The organism is Nonomuraea sp. NPDC059007, from assembly GCF_042740555.1.
Lineage (GTDB): Bacteria > Actinomycetota > Actinomycetes > Streptosporangiales > Streptosporangiaceae > Nonomuraea.
In genome coordinates this window covers 37081-50988 of the sequence record NZ_JBHYJD010000069.1, presented here as the reverse complement: position 1 = coordinate 50988, position 13908 = coordinate 37081, and the positions used below count along the sequence as shown (strand labels likewise).

The following is a 13908-nucleotide window of genomic DNA, read 5'->3' as shown; positions in this document are numbered from 1 at the left end:
GGGGCTGGCGCGCGCGGCGACTGGGGGCGCGCGGGGGCTGGCGCGCGCGGCGACTGGGGGCGCGCGGGGGCTGGCGCGCGCGGCGACTGGGGGCGCGCGGGGGCTGGGGGCGCGCGGGGTGGGGTCTCCGGTGGTGTGTGGGTGGGGTTAGTGGGTGTAGCGGGCGCAGGCTTCCTGGATGGGGGTTGAACCGGAGGTCAGTTCCAGCACGTCCCCCACCCCCGCCCCGGTACGCAGCAGTTCCGCCACCACCGCGGCCACGTCGGCACGCGGCACGGACCCGCCCGGTACCGACGGCTCCAACAGGACCGCGCCCGTCCCGCCGGTGTCGGTCAGGCGGCCGGGGCGCAGGATGGTCCAGTCCAGGTCGCGGCCGCGCAGGTCGTTCTCGGCCGCCGTCTTGGCGGTGATGTAGGCGGCCCACACCTCGCCCCGCGACAGGTCGGGCGGCGAGCCGGCGCCCATCGAGGAGATCTGTACGATCCGCCGCACGCCCGCCCGCTCGCAGGCCTCGGCCAGCAGGACGGCGGCGCCCCGGTCAACGGTGTCCTTGCGGGCCGCTCCGCTGTTCGGCCCGGCGCCGGCGGCGAAGACGGCAGCCTGCGCACCGGCCAAGAGCGCGGTCACCTCCTCCACCGGCGCGTGCTCCAGGTCGCACACGACGGCGGAGCCGCCGGCGGCCTCCACGTCGGCGACGTGGCCGGGGTTGCGGACCAGCCCGACCGCGTCCTTGCCCATCAGCGCCGCGAGCCGCAGCGCGATCTGACCGTGTCCACCCGCGATGATGGTTCGCATACGCCTCATGGTTGCATGGGGACTATCCCTCCGAACTCCCGGGCTTGATCGTGCGTATCACCGGCAAAGGAGCCTGAACATGGATTTGGCAGACATCGGCGTCACGGGCCTCGCGGTCATGGGCCGGAACCTGGCCCGCAACCTGGCCAGGAACGGGTACGCGGTGGCGGTGCACAACCGGACGGCCAGCCGTACCGACGACCTCGTGAACGAGTTCGGCGGCGAGGGGACGTTCCTTCCCGCGCACGACGTGGCGGGGTTCGTCGCGTCGCTGAAGCGGCCGCGGCGCGCGATCATCATGGTGAAGGCCGGTGCGGGCACCGACGCGGTGATCGAGGAGCTGGCCGGGCACATGGAGCCGGGCGACATGATCGTCGACGGCGGCAACGCGCACTTCGCCGACACCCGCCGCCGTGAGGCGGCGCTGCGCGAGCGCGGCATCCACTTCGTCGGCACCGGCATCTCCGGCGGCGAGGAGGGCGCGCTGAACGGCCCGTCGATCATGCCGGGCGGTTCCGTGGAGTCGTGGGAGGCGCTCGGGCCGATTCTGCAGGACATCTCGGCCAAGGTGGACGGCGTGCCGTGCGCGGTGCACGTGGGCCCCGACGGCGCCGGGCATTTCGTGAAGATGGTGCACAACGGCATCGAGTACTCGGACATGCAGCTCATCGCCGAGTCCTACGACCTGCTGCGCCAGGCCCTCGGCGCGAGCCCCGCCGAGCTGGCCGAGGTCTTCCGGGAGTGGAACAAGGGCGAGCTGGAGTCGTACCTCATCGAGATCACCGCCGACGTGCTCGACCAGGTGGACGAGGCGACCGGCAAGCCGTTCGTGGATGTGGTGGTGGACCAGGCCGAGCAGAAGGGCACCGGCCGCTGGACCGTGCAGAGCGCCCTGGACCTGGGCGTGCCCGTGACCGGCATCGCCGAGGCGGTCTTCGCCCGCGCTCTGTCCGGCCACCCGGAGCAGCGCGCCGCCGCCCGCTCGCTCGAAGGTCCGTCGCTGTCGGGCGTGGGCGGCCGCGAGCTCATCGAGGACGTACGGCAGGCGCTGCTGGCCTCCAAGATCGTCGCCTACGCGCAGGGCTTCGACCAGATCGCCGCCGCCTCCAAGGAGTACGGCTGGGACGTCGACCCCGGCGCCATGGCCACCATCTGGCGCGGCGGCTGCATCATCAGGGCCCGCTTCCTCAACCGGATCCGCGCCGCCTACGACGCCGACCCGGATCTGGCGACGCTGCTGGCCGCCCCCGAGTTCGCCGCGGTGGTCAACGCCGCGCAGGACGCGTGGCGGCGTGTGGTCACGACCGCGGTGCGCATCGGCGTGCCCACCCCGGGCTTCTCCTCCGCGCTCGCCTACTACGACGGGCTGCGCCGCGACCGGCTGCCGGCCGCGCTCGTCCAGGGCCTGCGCGACTACTTCGGCGCGCACACCTACCACCGGGTGGACCGCGAGGGCGCCTTCCACACCGACTGGTCCGGCGACCGCAAGGAGCGCGCCACCGGCTCCTGACCCGCAGGCGCCGGACGGGCGAAGAACCGCTGAACATCCGCTGACATGGCTTGCCCCCGGCGCCCGCTTCGACTGGGCTTTGCGCCATGGACGTGGACGTGGCGGGTCCGGGAGTCAGCGGCCTCGTCACCGTGTTCGCCGACGTGGGCGCGCCGCCCGGCGGCGAACCGGACCCCGGGGGCGGCCGCGTCCCCGACGTCGCGGTGCTCGACGAGCGGCGGATCGTGGTCGGCTGGCGCGCGGGCGTCACCGGCCCGGGTCCCCATGGCCAGGGCTCCATCGGCTTGGCACGCTCACAGGACGGCGGGCGTACGTGGACGGCGGGCGCCCTCGCGGCGGCCACCGGCCACCACAATGTGATCTTCCTCAACGACGGCGCCGCGCTCTACGCCTTCCTGAGCGGGATCGACGGCGGGGTCGACGGCCTTCCCATCGAGCCGGCCGCCAGGCGCAGCGCGGACGGCGGCGCGACCTGGACCGGCTGGCCGATCGAGGTGGACCTTCCCGGCAACGGACAAGGCGTCGAGGTGACGGGCAAGCCGGTCCGTCATCGCGGGGCCTGGCTGCTGCCGTGTTCCGAGCGCGCGGGAGCGGGCGTGCTGCGCTCGTCCGACCTGCGCACGTGGCGGCGCGGAGGGCTGGCCGTGCCGCCACGCGGAATCCTCGTCGGGGAACCGCAGGTGGTGCTCTCCCAGGACGACCCGGACGCGCTGCTCATGGTGGTGCGCACGCGAGCCGGGGACGCCCGCGTGATGCATTCGGCCACGTGCCTCAGCCGCGACGGCGGGCTCACCTGGACGCCGATGGTGCTGGACGAGAACCTGCCCGGGAACGGGTTCTTCACCAAGGACTCCAAAGGCCGATATGTCATGATCTACAACACCGCAGCCGGGCCGGACCGCGAGGTGCTGCACTACAAGGTCAAGGAGCCGGGGCGGCCGTGGAGCCCGGGGCGGCTGTTCGCCGACGGCCCGGCCGGTACGGCGAGCGGCCGGGACGTCCGCGCCGAAGAGGAGGCTCCCGGCAGGCTGCGCGTCGTCTGGGAGCACGACCGGACCGCCATCCGCACCGCCACGCTCGACCTGGCGGCCTGCTTCACCGGCGTGCGCACGCGGCGCGCGGGCGTCTGGGAACCGGGGCCGCAGGGACCGTACGCGGTGACCGCCTCGGGGGCCGGGTTCGCGGTGGAGGTCGGCGGCATGGTGCTGGAGTGGCACGACGACGGCCTGTACGAGGGCGGCAGGCTGCTCACCCGCTCGCGCCCCGGCCCGTGGCGCGTGCTGGTGGACCGCGAGGGCCGCGCCACCCTGCTGGGCACCGATCTCGCGTGGAGCGCCCGCGTGCCGGCGGAGCGGGTGACCGTACGGGGAAAGCCGGAGTTTCTGGAAGTGACCGACTGCCTGGCGGCGTGGCCGCGGCCCCTGGCGCTGCGCGGGACGAGCGTGACGCGGCCGGTGCCGGCCGGTGACTTCACGGTGGAGTTCCTCGGCGAGGCGATCGACGGCAACCTCGACACCAAGGTGGCGAACGGCGCCAAACGGCTCATGCTCTCCATCAGCCGCTCGGAGGTGCGGGCGATGCGCAAGGACTCGCAGCGGTGGGAACGCGTCCACGCCCACCCCGGCGGCCCCGCGGTCTGGCGGGTGAGCGTGGACAGCGCGGGGGTGGCGCGGCTGTTCCGCGACGGCAAGGACACCGGCGTGTCCTGGGTGACGCAGGACAGCCGCGAGCGCGCCCACGCCGCGCACTCGGCCGACGGCGCCGCCCGCGTCGAGTGGAGCCTGGTGACCGCGACGATCGGCAGCTGACCTAGCCCGCGCCCAGCGGCACCGGGTTGGCCACGGCGGTGACCACGCAGTAGCCGATCGGCCCGTGCGCGTCGTGCAGGACGCAGTCGCCGGTGCCGATCCCGCCGGCGCTGAGGTGCCCGGCGGCCTGCATGCCGATCAGCTCGCCGACCGGCTCGCGGGCGAGGGTGAGCGTGAAGTCGGCGTTGATGAACTGCACGCCGAGCGTCCCCGACCCGCTCAGCGGGCTGGCGAAGTCGGCCGCCAGCGCCGCCCGCGCGAACGGGGTGAGCTCCTCCTGCCCCACCAGCGGCCGGTTCTCGCGCATCCACACGCGCCGCGGCTCGGCGGTGTCCCACGCGGTCAGCCGCCACAGGTCGAAGGGCGGCCGCCAGTCCAGCTCGGCGGGCGGGTGCAGGGGCGGCCGCTCGTCCCACGCCGGTGTGTCGTTGCGCTCGCCGCCGGGCTGCTCACCCTCTCTCAGCAGTACGGCGGAGGCCCGCCCGATCACGCCCTGCCCGGTGCTGAGGGTGGCGTCGGCGACCCGGATCCGGCGCCCGTCCCTGACCCGGACCGTCTCCACCCGCACGGGCAGCAGCGGGCTGTTCTTGAACAGGTCGACCGTGAGCCGGGCGAAGCGCAGCCCCTCCGAGCGGTGCTCCAGCTCCAGGCAGCGGGCGGCCAGCCCGCCGAGCAGGCGGCCGTGGAGCATGTCGGGGGACCAGGGGCTGTGGGCGTGGGGGGCGGGCAGGAACTCCCCGCCCTTCAGCTCGAAGAAGGCTTGGGACACAGAACGGGATTCTAGTCGAGGACCTTCGCGTGGGCCCGCAAGAGGGCCGCCAGCCCGCGCTCCATGAACGCCCGCAGGACCGGCTCCCGGTCGGCCGGCAGGAAGTCGGCCTGCCAGTGGAACGTGCACCGCCCCTCGCCCGCCTCGGTGACCTGCGAGATCGCGTGATGGTGCGTGAGCGCGAGCGGGCTGTCCACGATCGCGTAGGCGACCCGGCGGTCCGCCTCGTCGACGTCGACGATGAGCTCCGTGGCCACCGCCCCGTTGTCGAAGGTGATGATCCTGCGCTCGCCGTCGCGCTCGCTCTTCACCACGAAACCGGGCGCGAGCCGCGGCAGGTCGTGCATCTCCCGCAGCGCCGCCCACACCGTCGCGGCGGGCGCGCCGACCACGGCCGACATCCGTATGGAGGCCACGGGTCAGCCCGCCATGACGCAGAACGGGTGCCCCTCGGGGTCGGTGAGCACCGTCCAGTCGCCGCCGCCCGGCTGTTCCTCCGGCAGGCCGGCGCCCAGCGCGACCAGGTCCTCGACCGCCGCGCCGAGGTCGGCGACGGCGAAGTCGAGGTGGACGTGGTGGCCAGGCTGCGGCCAGACCGGCACCTGGTATCCCGCCACGCGCTGGAACGACACCGCCACCGCGCCGCCCTTCAGCGTGGCGAAGTCGGCGTCGTCGGAGGTGAGCTGCCAGCCGGTGGCCTTGGCGTAGAAGGCGGCGAGCGCGACGGGGTCGGCGCTGTTGATGACGATGGAGATCATGTCGTTCATGGCTGCCAGCCTGCCGCCTGGGGCTCCGGGCGGTCTTGAACATCCTTGCGGGATTGTCGTACCCGCCGCGTAACGTTCCCGGCATGCGTTCAAGCGTCCGCCTGGGCTCGGGGCCCGGATTCACCCTCGACGCGGTGACCTGCGTCGACGATCACCGCCGCTGGGGCGCGGCGGAGGTCAGTTCCGACTACCGGGTGGTGCTGGCGCGCCGGGGGCGCTTCCGCCGCATGGCCGACGGGCAGGCCGCCGACGTGGATCCGGCGATGGCGTATGTGGGCAGGCCGGGCGAGGAGGAGCATTTCGCGCATCCGGCCGGGGGTGATGAGTGCACCTCGCTGTGCGTGTCGGCGCGGCTGTGGAGGGAGCTGACGGACGGGCGGGAGGTGCGTTCGGCCGTGTACGTGGACGGCGGGCTCGACCTGGCCCACCGCCGCCTGCTGGCCGCCGCGCGCACGGGCGACGTGCCGTACGCGCTGACCGAGGCCCTGCTCGCCCTGCTCGGCGCCACCCTGCGCGCCTCCGCCGCGTCCGGCGCCACCGCGTCTGGCATCGTCGCGCCGGGCGCCGGTGGGGCGGGCGCCGGTGCGGCGGGGGCGATCGTCGAGCGCGCGAGGGAGGCGATCGACGCCGGACATCCCGCCGCCGCCGGGCTGCTCCCGCTGGCCGCGCTGCTGGGCGTGTCGCCGTTCCGGCTCAGCCGGGCCTTCACCGGCGTCGTCGGCGTCTCCCTCACCCACTACCGCAACCGCGTGCGGGTGGGCCGCGCCCTCGACCGGCTGGAGCAGGGCGAGACCAGCCTGGCCACGCTCGCCGCCGACCTGGGCTTCGCCGACCAGGCGCACCTGACCCGCACCGTACGCCGCCACCTCGGCCACACGCCCGCCGCGCTACGCCGCCAGCTCGCCCCGGAGAGGACCTTCGCATGATCGTCGACGAGTCGCTCCTCATCCCGGCCCCGCCCGAGCGCGTGTGGCGCGCCCTGACCGACGCGCTCGACCGCGCCGAGTGGTGGGGCTACATCGACCTCGACGTCACCCCGGGCGGCAAGGTCGAGGAGCACTGGAGCGACGACTCCGGCCACCCGATGCTCACCCAGGGCGTGGTGACGGAGGTGGAGGAGGGCCGGATGTTCCGCTTCACCTGGTCCGACACCGACCGTCCCGTCGCGACCGCGGTCGAGATCACCCTGACTTCGGCCGAGGCGGGGACGGTGGTCCGGGTGCTGGAGGTCGGCTGGGACGACCTCCCCGACGGGCCCGCCACCGCCGCCGACCACCGCGCCGGCTGGCGCATCCACCTCACCAACCTGCGCCGCCACCTCTCTTTATGATGATGTGTTACGGCGGGCCGCCCCCACCGCCACCCGCCGCACCTGGCGGGCGACATTCCAGGAAACGGTCGTCCACCGTGCGTGGCGGCCCGCCGTTACGACCGGACCCTTGGCCCGCGAGATGGGAACCCCCTGTGCGACACCCCGCTCCTCGCCCCAACCCCCGGCCCTCGCTCCTCGCCCCAGCCCCCGTCCCCGGCCCCGTCCCCCGGTCCTGGTCCCGGCGATGGCCCTGGCCCGCCCCAGCCCTGAGCACCCGTCCCCGGTCCCAGCCATGAGCACCCGTCCCCGATCCCGGTCTTGAGCCCCCGGTTCCGGTCCTCAGCCCTGTCCCCGTCCCGTGCCCATCCCTGTGCCCGTGCCCGTGCCCGTGCCCGTGCTCGTCCTCGGTCTCGGCGATGGCTCACTGGTGCCGGTTCTGGTCCTGGGGTCTGGTGCCGGCCTTGGGTTGGACGCTTCATTGCCGCGGTTGGGTGGTAAGGGTGTCCCTTTGTGGGGGTGGTGGCCTTTCGGGGGGTTGGGGTCGTAAGCTCCGTCGCGTGCGTGATCTAGGAGAGGACCCGCGTCCGGCGCGGGGCGCGGTGCGGGAGATCTACACGGTGGACCGGGCCGCGAGCCTGGCCTACTCCCCCGACCTGGACGGCCTGGCCGATCCCGGGGAGGTCGTCTGGGCCTGGGTGCCCTATGAGGAGGACCCGTCGCGGGGCAAGGATCGCCCGCTGCTGATCGTGGGCAGGACCGGGCGCAGGCTGCTCGGGCTGATGGTGTCCAGCCGTGGGGACGACGGGCCCGAGTGGTTCCCGCTCGGCGCCTGGAACCGCGACGGGAAGCCGTCCTTCCTGCGCCTGGACCGGATCTTCGTGCTGGACGAGGACGACATCAGGCGTGAGGGCGCGGTGCTGGACGGCGAGCGGTTCGCCCGCGTCGCCGCACTGCTCAAGCGCACCCACGGCTGGGCCGCCGACGGTTAGGCCTGGCGCCACTCGGCGATCGTGCCCGCCTCGTGCAGGCAGTAGTCGGGGGCGCCTTCCAGCGCCTTCTCCTCGCCGCCCGGCGTGTAGGTGACGATGAGCCGCAGCGGGCGCCACGTGTTGTTGAACGTCGAGTGGTACGCGCCCGCCGGGATGTGGACGGTGTCACCCTCCTTGATCGGGAACGGCTCGCCGTCGTCGACCATCTGCGTGGCCTCGCCGGAGATCACGTAGATCACTTCCTCGGCGTTCGGGTGGTTGTGGCGCGCGTGGCCCTTGCCCGGGTTGACGATCACCTCGCCGAGCGTGGAGCCGGCGCCGGGGATGAGCGACGGTGTGACGAACCACTTGATCGACCCCCAGTCGAAGGTCATCGTCGTCACCCTGTCCGGACTTACCAGCATCAGACCTCCAGGTTCTTGAATGCGGCCACCTGTTCGGTGATGGCGCGCTCGGTCGGCAGGCGTTCCACCGACGAGGCGCCGAAGAAGCCCGCCACGCCCTTGGTGTGGCGCAGGACGTGGGCGGCGTCGGCGGGTTCCGCGATGGGGCCGCCGTGGCACAGCACGATCACGTCCGGCCGCGCGGCCACGGCGGCGTCGCGCATCGCCTGTACGCGGGCCACCGCCTCGTCCAGGGTGAGCGCGGTCCCGGCGCCGATGGAGCCCTTCGTGGTCAAGCCCACGTGCGGGACGAGGACGTCGGCCCCGGCCTGTGCCATGGCCCGCGCCTGGTCCTCGTCGAAGACGTAGGGGGCGGTCACCAGGTCGCGTTCGTGGGCCAGCCGGACCATCTCGACCTCCAGGTCGAAGCCCATGCCGGTCTCTTCGAGGTTCTGCCGGAAGACGCCGTCGTACAGGCCGACGGTCGGGAAGTTCTGCACCCCGGCGAACCCCATGGCCTTCAGCTGGTCGAGGAAGAGCGGCATGATCCGGAACGGGTCGGTGCCGCACACGCCCGCCAGCACCGGCGTGTCACGCACGACCGGCAGGACCTCGGCGGCCATGTCCACGACGATCTGGTTGGCGTCCCCGTACGGCAGCAGCCCCGCCAGCGAGCCGCGCCCGGCCATCCGGTAGCGGCCGGAGTTGTAGATGATGATCAGGTCGACGCCGCCCGCCTCGGCGCACTTGGCCGACAGGCCCGTCCCGGCGCCCGCGCCGATGATCGGTCTTCCTTCCCCGGCGGTACGGCGCAGCCGTTCCAGAACCGTCTGCCTGTTCACTGGTCCCCCTTGATCAGCAGGTGGAGCCGGTCGGCCATGGCGCGGCCGAACTCCGGGTCGTTGATGTGCGCGGCCAGGCGCACGGTCTCCGGGTAGGCGGCCAGGGCGGCGAAGGCCGCCGCGTCCGCCGCCGGGTCGTGGAAGGGCATTCCGGGCGTGTCGAGTGCGGAGACGCCGCCCTCCGGAATGAACAGCACCGCCGGCCCGCCGGCCCGCGCGAGCTTGGCGGCGATCTCGCGGCCCAGCTCGGCCATCTCGGACTCGGTGGTGCGCATGAGCGTGACGGTCGGGTTGTGCACGTAGAGCGTGCGATCGGCGAAGCGCTGCGGCACGGTGTCGCGGGGCCCGAAGTTGACCATGTCCAGCGCGCCGGGTGCGACGACCTGCGGGACGCCGTGCCGTCCGGCGGCGGTGAGCCGGTCGGGTCCGGCCGACAGGACGCCGCCGACCAGTTCGTCGGCCAGCTCGGTGGTGGTGAGGTCGAGAACCCCGGCCAGCATGCCGCTCTCGGCCAGGCCTTCCAGGGCGCGCCCGCCGGAGCCGGTGGCGTGGAAGACGAGCACCTCGTAGCCGAGCTCGTCGAGCCTGGCCCTGGCCGCGTCGACGGCGGGGGTGGTGACGCCGAACATGGAGGCCCCGATCAACGGCCGGTCGCCGTCCTGCGCCGGGCCGCGCGCCGCGTACTCCTTGGCCATGCCCGCGACGGCGGCGGCGGCGTTGCCCAGGATCGCGCGGGACACGCGGTTGATGCCCGCGATGTCCACGACGGAGTACATGAGCGTGACGTCCTTCGCCCCGACGTACGGCGTGACGTCACCGGAGGCCATGGTCGAGACGATGAGCTTGGGCAGGCCGATCGGCAGGTCGCGCACGGCCCGCGCGGCGATCGACGAGCCGCCGCTGCCGCCGACGGCCAGCACGCCGTCCACCCGTCCCGCCCGGTGCAGGTCGGCCAGGACCTTGGCCGCCCCCTCCCCCATCGCGGTGACGGCCGCGCCCCGGTCCCCCGCCGCCCGCAGCGCCTCCAGATCGGCCCCCGCCTGGTCGGCCACCTGAGCGGCGGAGAAGTCGGCCGCGAGCCCGGACGGCCCGACGCCCGTGTCGACCACGATCACCTCGCTGCCCAGCCCGGCGAGGCGCTCGCGCAGCCAGGAGTACTCCGGCCCTTTGGTGTCCAGCGTTCCGATCAGTACCACTGCCATGTGACCGACGTTATCCCCGCTGCGATCATCTTGGTATGAGGGTTGTGGTGATCGGCAAGGGAATCGCCGGAGCGAGCGCCGCCTACCACCTGAGCCGCCGCGGGGTGGCGGTGACGGTGGTCGACGCCGGGCTGGCCGGGCAGGCGACGGAGGCGGGGGCGGGGATCGTCTGCCCGTGGGTGGACCACGAGGACGACCCCGCCTGGTACGAGCTGGCACGGGCCGCCGCCCGTCATTACCCGGAGATCGGCGCCGGGTACGCGCGGGTCGGAGCGCTGCTGGTGGCCGAGGATCGGGCGGAGCTGGAGCCGGTACACCGCCTGCTTGCGGACAGATATCCGGACGCGCCGGAAATGGGAGAGATCACGGAGATCGCGGACCCCGCGGCGCTCTTCCCGCCCCTGGCCCCCGGCCTGAGCGCGCTGCACGTGCCCGGGGCGGCACGCGTGGACGGCCGCGCCGTCAGGGACGCGCTCCTCGCCGACGCCGTGGCCCGCGGCGTCGCCCTCCTCCACGGCCGCGCCGGACTCCTGCCCGACGGCACCGTCATGCTTCACCACGACAACGCACCCGGCGACGGCGTGCCCCTGCCCGCCGACGCCGTGGTCGTGGCCGCCGGTGCCTGGACGGGCCAGGTCTGCGCGCCGCTCGGGACCGACCTGCCGGTCAGGCCGTGGCGGGGCCAGATCGTGCACGCCGTGCTCGACGGGGTGGACACCTCGGGCTGGCCGATCGTGCTGCCGCGGCGCGGGCCGTACCTGCTGGGCTTCCCCGGCTCGCGGGTGGTCATGGGGGCGACGAGGGAGGACGCCGGCTTCGACGCGCGGGTGACCGTGGCGGGGCTGGCTGACGTGCTGTCTTCCGGGGTACGGCTGGCGCCCGGCCTCGCCACGGCGAGCGTCGCCGAGACCCGGTCGGGACTGCGACCGGTGATGGACGGCGAGCGCCCGCTCATCGCCCGCCTGAACGGAAAGGTGGTCGCGGTCACCGGCCTCAGCGCTTACGGGCTGACCGCGGGGCCCTACGCCGGGATGCTGGCCACATCGCTGGTTCTGGGCGAAACGCCGGAGATCGACCTGGGGCCTTATGCGGTCGTTCCCGGCGTATGATCGTCTTCTCCCCGCTCGTGATCATGTGGGGAGAGCTGGGTGCGGGTGCCGGTACTGCTGGTGGTGTTGCTCGCGGCGGGCGCGTGCGGCGAGGTCGCCGCTCCCGGGTCACCGGCCGGCGCGCCCGCCTGGGACGTCGAGCAGGCGGACATGTGGCGCTCAGACCTTGAGCGGCCGGGCGTGGCGTGGCCCGGCGTTTCGCCGTCAACGGTGGAGCGACCGGACGTGGTGTGGCCGGACCTCGAACAGTCGGACCTCGGGCAGTCGGACAGCGAGCGGCCGGGCGTAGAGCGACCGGAAGGTGAACGGCCGGAAGGTGAACGGCCGGGCGGACGGCCGGAAGGTGAGCGGGCCGCGGCGGGCGGTCCCGAGTCCGGCAGGCGGGTCAAGGTTCCCTTCTCCGCCTCGGGCCGCTATGCCGTGGTCAAAGGCCGGGCACAACCGCGCCCCGGACGCGCCCCGGTGGTGCGGTACATGGTCGAGGTGGAGCGCGGCCTCCCCTTCGACCCCGGGGAGTTCGCCGAAGCCGTCCACCGTACCCTCAACGACCCACGTAGCTGGGGCCGTTTCCAGCGCGTCGCCCACGGCCCGGTCCGCCTGAGTGTGGCCCTGACCAGCCCCCGCCTGACCGACCGCCTCTGCCTCCCCCTGAACACCGGCGGCGACCTGTCCTGCTGGGACGGCCACCGCTCGGTGATCAACGCCGTGCGCTGGGCCAGAGGCGTCCCCCAGTACCACGGCGACCTGGCCCGCTACCGCCGCTACGTGATCAACCACGAGGTCGGCCACGGCCTGGGCCACGGCCACCGCTCCTGCCCGGGCAGAGGCCGCCTGGCCCCGGTGATGCTCCAGCAGTCCATGTCCCTGGACGGCTGCCGCCCCAACGCCTGGCCCCGCCCCTGAAGTTCGGCGTAGGAAGGCGATCACGTTCGGCGGCCTCCCGCCGCGGGACGCGAAATGCGGGTGAGCACGGATCCCGGCCAAGCGTAAGTTTGGTACATGACGACGATCTCCGCGGGCAAGCTGACCGGTCGGACCACCGACGACGTCACCTCCTTCCTCGGCATCCCCTACGCCGAAGCCCCCTTCGGGCCGAACCGGTTCGCGGCGCCCGTCCCGGCCGGCCCGTGGGAGGGCACGTTCGAGGCCGTGCGGTTCGGCCCGGCGCCGCCGCAGCCGCCGCTGCTGCCGGGGGTCGCGCCGTGGAGCTCCGCCGACGGCCTGGACTGCCTGTCGGTCAACGTCTGGACGCCCGATCCGGGCGGCTCCGGCCTGCCGGTGATGGTGTGGATCTACGGCGGCGCCTACCTCATCGGCACCGCCGGCCTGCCCGAGTACGACGGGACCCGGCTGGCCCGCGAGGGCGTCGTGGTGGTGACGTTCAACCACCGGGTCGGCATGGAGGGGTACGGCCTCATCGAGGGGGCGCCGGCCAACCGGGCCCTTCTGGATCAGGTGCAGGCGTTGCGCTGGGTGCGGGAGAACATCGCGGCGTTCGGCGGCGATCCCGGCAACGTGACCGTGTTCGGGGAGTCGGCCGGGGCGGGGGCGGCGGCCTGCCTCATGGCGATGCCGTCGGCGGCGGGGCTGTTCCGGCGGGTGATCGCGCAGAGTGTGCCGGCGACGTTCTACACCCCGGAGCTCGCGGCCCGGATGACGGCGGGGATCATGGCCAGGGCGGGCGGCTCGCCGTACGAGCGCAGCCCCGAGGAACTGCTCGCGGCCGTGCACGACTTCTCCAGCCTCGACCTGCGCGGGAACACCGCGGAGTGGGGCGCGAGCGGCATCGCCGAGATGCCGTTCGCGCCCGTCGTGGACGGCGAGGTGCTGCCGGAGACGCCGTGGGAGGCGCTGGCCGACGGCGCGGCCTGTGACGTGGACCTGCTCGTGGGCTTCACCCGCGACGAGTACGCGCTGTTCCTGGCGATGGGCGAGGGCGGGGACACCGCGCTGGCGCTGAAGACGCTCGCGCCGCCGCAGGCGGGCGTCGTGTACCGGACCGCCTACCCGGAGGCGGAGCTGCATCTGCGGCTCATGTCCGACTGGCTGTTCAGGATGCCGAGCGCGCTGCTGGCCGACGCGCACACCGGCCCGACCTTCGCCTACGAGCTGACCTGGGCGCCCACCGCCCTCGGCGCCTGTCACGGGCTGGACGTGCCGCTCACGTTCGGCACGCTCGACTCGGAGCTGGCCCGGCTGCTCACCGGCGGCTCCTCGGAGGCGGAGGGGTTGTCGGCGCAGTTCCGCTCGGCCTGGACTCGCTTCGCCGCCACGGGCAGTCCGGGCTGGCCGGAGTACGAGCCGGTCAACGCGATGACGCATCTCTTCGACGTGACGCCGTCGGACGTCGTCGACCCGGAGTCCGCGACCCGGGCCCTCTGGTCGGAGGCCGGCTTCCACGCCATGACCTGACCCTCGCGCT

15 protein-coding genes are annotated in these 13908 nt (G+C 73.7%); 8 read left to right on the top strand and 7 right to left on the bottom strand.

What is annotated here, in order from left to right; translation table 11 throughout:
* Positions 1-147 precede the first annotated feature (147 nt).
* The gene (locus ACFWY5_RS52950) at positions 148-795 is read right to left on the bottom strand and encodes an NAD(P)H-binding protein (RefSeq protein ID WP_379639612.1); all 648 of its coding nucleotides are present in this window, start codon (positions 793-795) and stop codon (positions 148-150) included.
* 79 nt (positions 796-874) lie between these two features.
* On the opposite strand from ACFWY5_RS52950, the gene gndA reads away from it, so the two are divergent.
* Entirely contained in the window at positions 875-2305 is a 1431-nt protein-coding gene (gndA, locus tag ACFWY5_RS52945; RefSeq protein ID WP_379639611.1) for an NADP-dependent phosphogluconate dehydrogenase, read from the top strand.
* An 86-nt stretch (positions 2306-2391) separates the two neighbouring features.
* Complete coding sequence (locus ACFWY5_RS52940; protein ID WP_379639610.1) at positions 2392-4113, top strand: exo-alpha-sialidase; 1722 nt, start codon at positions 2392-2394, stop codon at positions 4111-4113.
* Between the two features lies 1 nt (position 4114).
* On the opposite strand, the gene ACFWY5_RS52935 is transcribed toward ACFWY5_RS52940, so the two are convergent.
* The 3 genes from ACFWY5_RS52935 to ACFWY5_RS52925 are packed head-to-tail and all read right to left on the bottom strand — an operon-like array spanning position 4115 to position 5649.
* Positions 4115-4882: an acyl-CoA thioesterase domain-containing protein gene (locus ACFWY5_RS52935; protein WP_379639609.1), complete on the bottom strand. Its 768-nt coding sequence runs from the start codon at positions 4880-4882 to the stop codon at positions 4115-4117.
* An 11-nt stretch (positions 4883-4893) separates the two neighbouring features.
* A complete protein-coding gene (locus ACFWY5_RS52930) occupies positions 4894-5298 on the bottom strand; it encodes an SRPBCC family protein (protein ID WP_379639608.1) in 405 nt (134 codons plus the stop codon).
* 3 nt (positions 5299-5301) lie between these two features.
* On the bottom strand, positions 5302-5649 hold the full coding sequence (locus ACFWY5_RS52925; protein ID WP_379616987.1) for a VOC family protein: 348 nt from the start codon (positions 5647-5649) through the stop codon (positions 5302-5304).
* An 83-nt stretch (positions 5650-5732) separates the two neighbouring features.
* Between ACFWY5_RS52925 and ACFWY5_RS52920 the strand changes: the two genes are divergently transcribed.
* From ACFWY5_RS52920 to ACFWY5_RS52910, 3 genes are all read left to right on the top strand, one after another.
* The gene (locus ACFWY5_RS52920; RefSeq protein ID WP_379639607.1) at positions 5733-6575 is read left to right on the top strand and encodes a helix-turn-helix domain-containing protein; all 843 of its coding nucleotides are present in this window, start codon (positions 5733-5735) and stop codon (positions 6573-6575) included.
* Positions 6572-6979 carry an SRPBCC domain-containing protein gene (locus tag ACFWY5_RS52915; RefSeq protein WP_379616983.1) on the top strand — a complete coding sequence of 136 codons (408 nt, stop codon included), beginning with the start codon at positions 6572-6574 and terminating at the stop codon, positions 6977-6979. The genes ACFWY5_RS52920 and ACFWY5_RS52915 overlap by 4 nt, the downstream gene beginning before the upstream one ends.
* 539 nt (positions 6980-7518) lie before the next feature.
* On the top strand, positions 7519-7950 hold the full coding sequence (locus tag ACFWY5_RS52910; protein ID WP_379616981.1) for a type II toxin-antitoxin system PemK/MazF family toxin: 432 nt from the start codon (positions 7519-7521) through the stop codon (positions 7948-7950).
* Here ACFWY5_RS52910 and ACFWY5_RS52905 read toward each other — a convergent pair.
* From ACFWY5_RS52905 to ACFWY5_RS52895, 3 genes are read right to left on the bottom strand one after another with little or no spacing between them, the layout of a single operon-like run.
* The gene (locus ACFWY5_RS52905; RefSeq protein ID WP_379616979.1) at positions 7947-8324 is read right to left on the bottom strand and encodes a cupin domain-containing protein; all 378 of its coding nucleotides are present in this window, start codon (positions 8322-8324) and stop codon (positions 7947-7949) included. The genes ACFWY5_RS52910 and ACFWY5_RS52905 overlap by 4 nt on opposite strands.
* A gap of 29 nt (positions 8325-8353) precedes the next feature.
* A complete protein-coding gene (locus tag ACFWY5_RS52900) occupies positions 8354-9175 on the bottom strand; it encodes a phosphoenolpyruvate hydrolase family protein (protein ID WP_379616977.1) in 822 nt (273 codons plus the stop codon).
* On the bottom strand, positions 9172-10377 hold the full coding sequence (locus ACFWY5_RS52895) for a Tm-1-like ATP-binding domain-containing protein (RefSeq protein WP_379639606.1): 1206 nt from the start codon (positions 10375-10377) through the stop codon (positions 9172-9174). The genes ACFWY5_RS52900 and ACFWY5_RS52895 overlap by 4 nt, the downstream gene beginning before the upstream one ends.
* Positions 10378-10412: 35 nt before the next feature.
* Here ACFWY5_RS52895 and ACFWY5_RS52890 point away from each other — a divergent pair, with 35 nt between their 5' ends.
* The 3 genes from ACFWY5_RS52890 (at position 10413) to ACFWY5_RS52880 (ending at position 13898) form a co-directional block, all read left to right on the top strand.
* A complete protein-coding gene (locus ACFWY5_RS52890; RefSeq protein ID WP_379639605.1) occupies positions 10413-11486 on the top strand; it encodes an NAD(P)/FAD-dependent oxidoreductase in 1074 nt (357 codons plus the stop codon).
* A 39-nt stretch (positions 11487-11525) separates the two neighbouring features.
* Positions 11526-12389, top strand: a complete 864-nt coding sequence (locus ACFWY5_RS52885; protein ID WP_379639604.1) for a DUF3152 domain-containing protein — start codon at positions 11526-11528, stop codon at positions 12387-12389.
* A 96-nt stretch (positions 12390-12485) separates the two neighbouring features.
* Positions 12486-13898 (top strand): carboxylesterase/lipase family protein, encoded by a 1413-nt coding sequence (locus tag ACFWY5_RS52880; RefSeq protein WP_379639603.1) that lies wholly within the window; start codon positions 12486-12488, stop codon positions 13896-13898.
* Positions 13899-13908 lie beyond the last annotated feature (10 nt).

Coding starts and splice junctions, on each gene's coding strand:
- ACFWY5_RS52915 (WP_379616983.1), top strand. CDS start 6,572: ATGATCGTCGACGAGTCGCTCCTCATCCCGGCCCCGCCCGAGCGCGTG.
- ACFWY5_RS52940 (WP_379639610.1), top strand. CDS start 2,392: ATGGACGTGGACGTGGCGGGTCCGGGAGTCAGCGGCCTCGTCACCGTG.
- ACFWY5_RS52950 (WP_379639612.1), bottom strand. CDS start 795: ATGCGAACCATCATCGCGGGTGGACACGGTCAGATCGCGCTGCGGCTC.
- ACFWY5_RS52880 (WP_379639603.1), top strand. CDS start 12,486: ATGACGACGATCTCCGCGGGCAAGCTGACCGGTCGGACCACCGACGAC.
- ACFWY5_RS52920 (WP_379639607.1), top strand. CDS start 5,733: ATGCGTTCAAGCGTCCGCCTGGGCTCGGGGCCCGGATTCACCCTCGAC.
- ACFWY5_RS52890 (WP_379639605.1), top strand. CDS start 10,413: ATGAGGGTTGTGGTGATCGGCAAGGGAATCGCCGGAGCGAGCGCCGCC.
- ACFWY5_RS52925 (WP_379616987.1), bottom strand. CDS start 5,649: ATGAACGACATGATCTCCATCGTCATCAACAGCGCCGACCCCGTCGCG.
- ACFWY5_RS52895 (WP_379639606.1), bottom strand. CDS start 10,377: ATGGCAGTGGTACTGATCGGAACGCTGGACACCAAAGGGCCGGAGTAC.
- gndA (WP_379639611.1), top strand. CDS start 875: ATGGATTTGGCAGACATCGGCGTCACGGGCCTCGCGGTCATGGGCCGG.
- ACFWY5_RS52905 (WP_379616979.1), bottom strand. CDS start 8,324: ATGACCTTCGACTGGGGGTCGATCAAGTGGTTCGTCACACCGTCGCTC.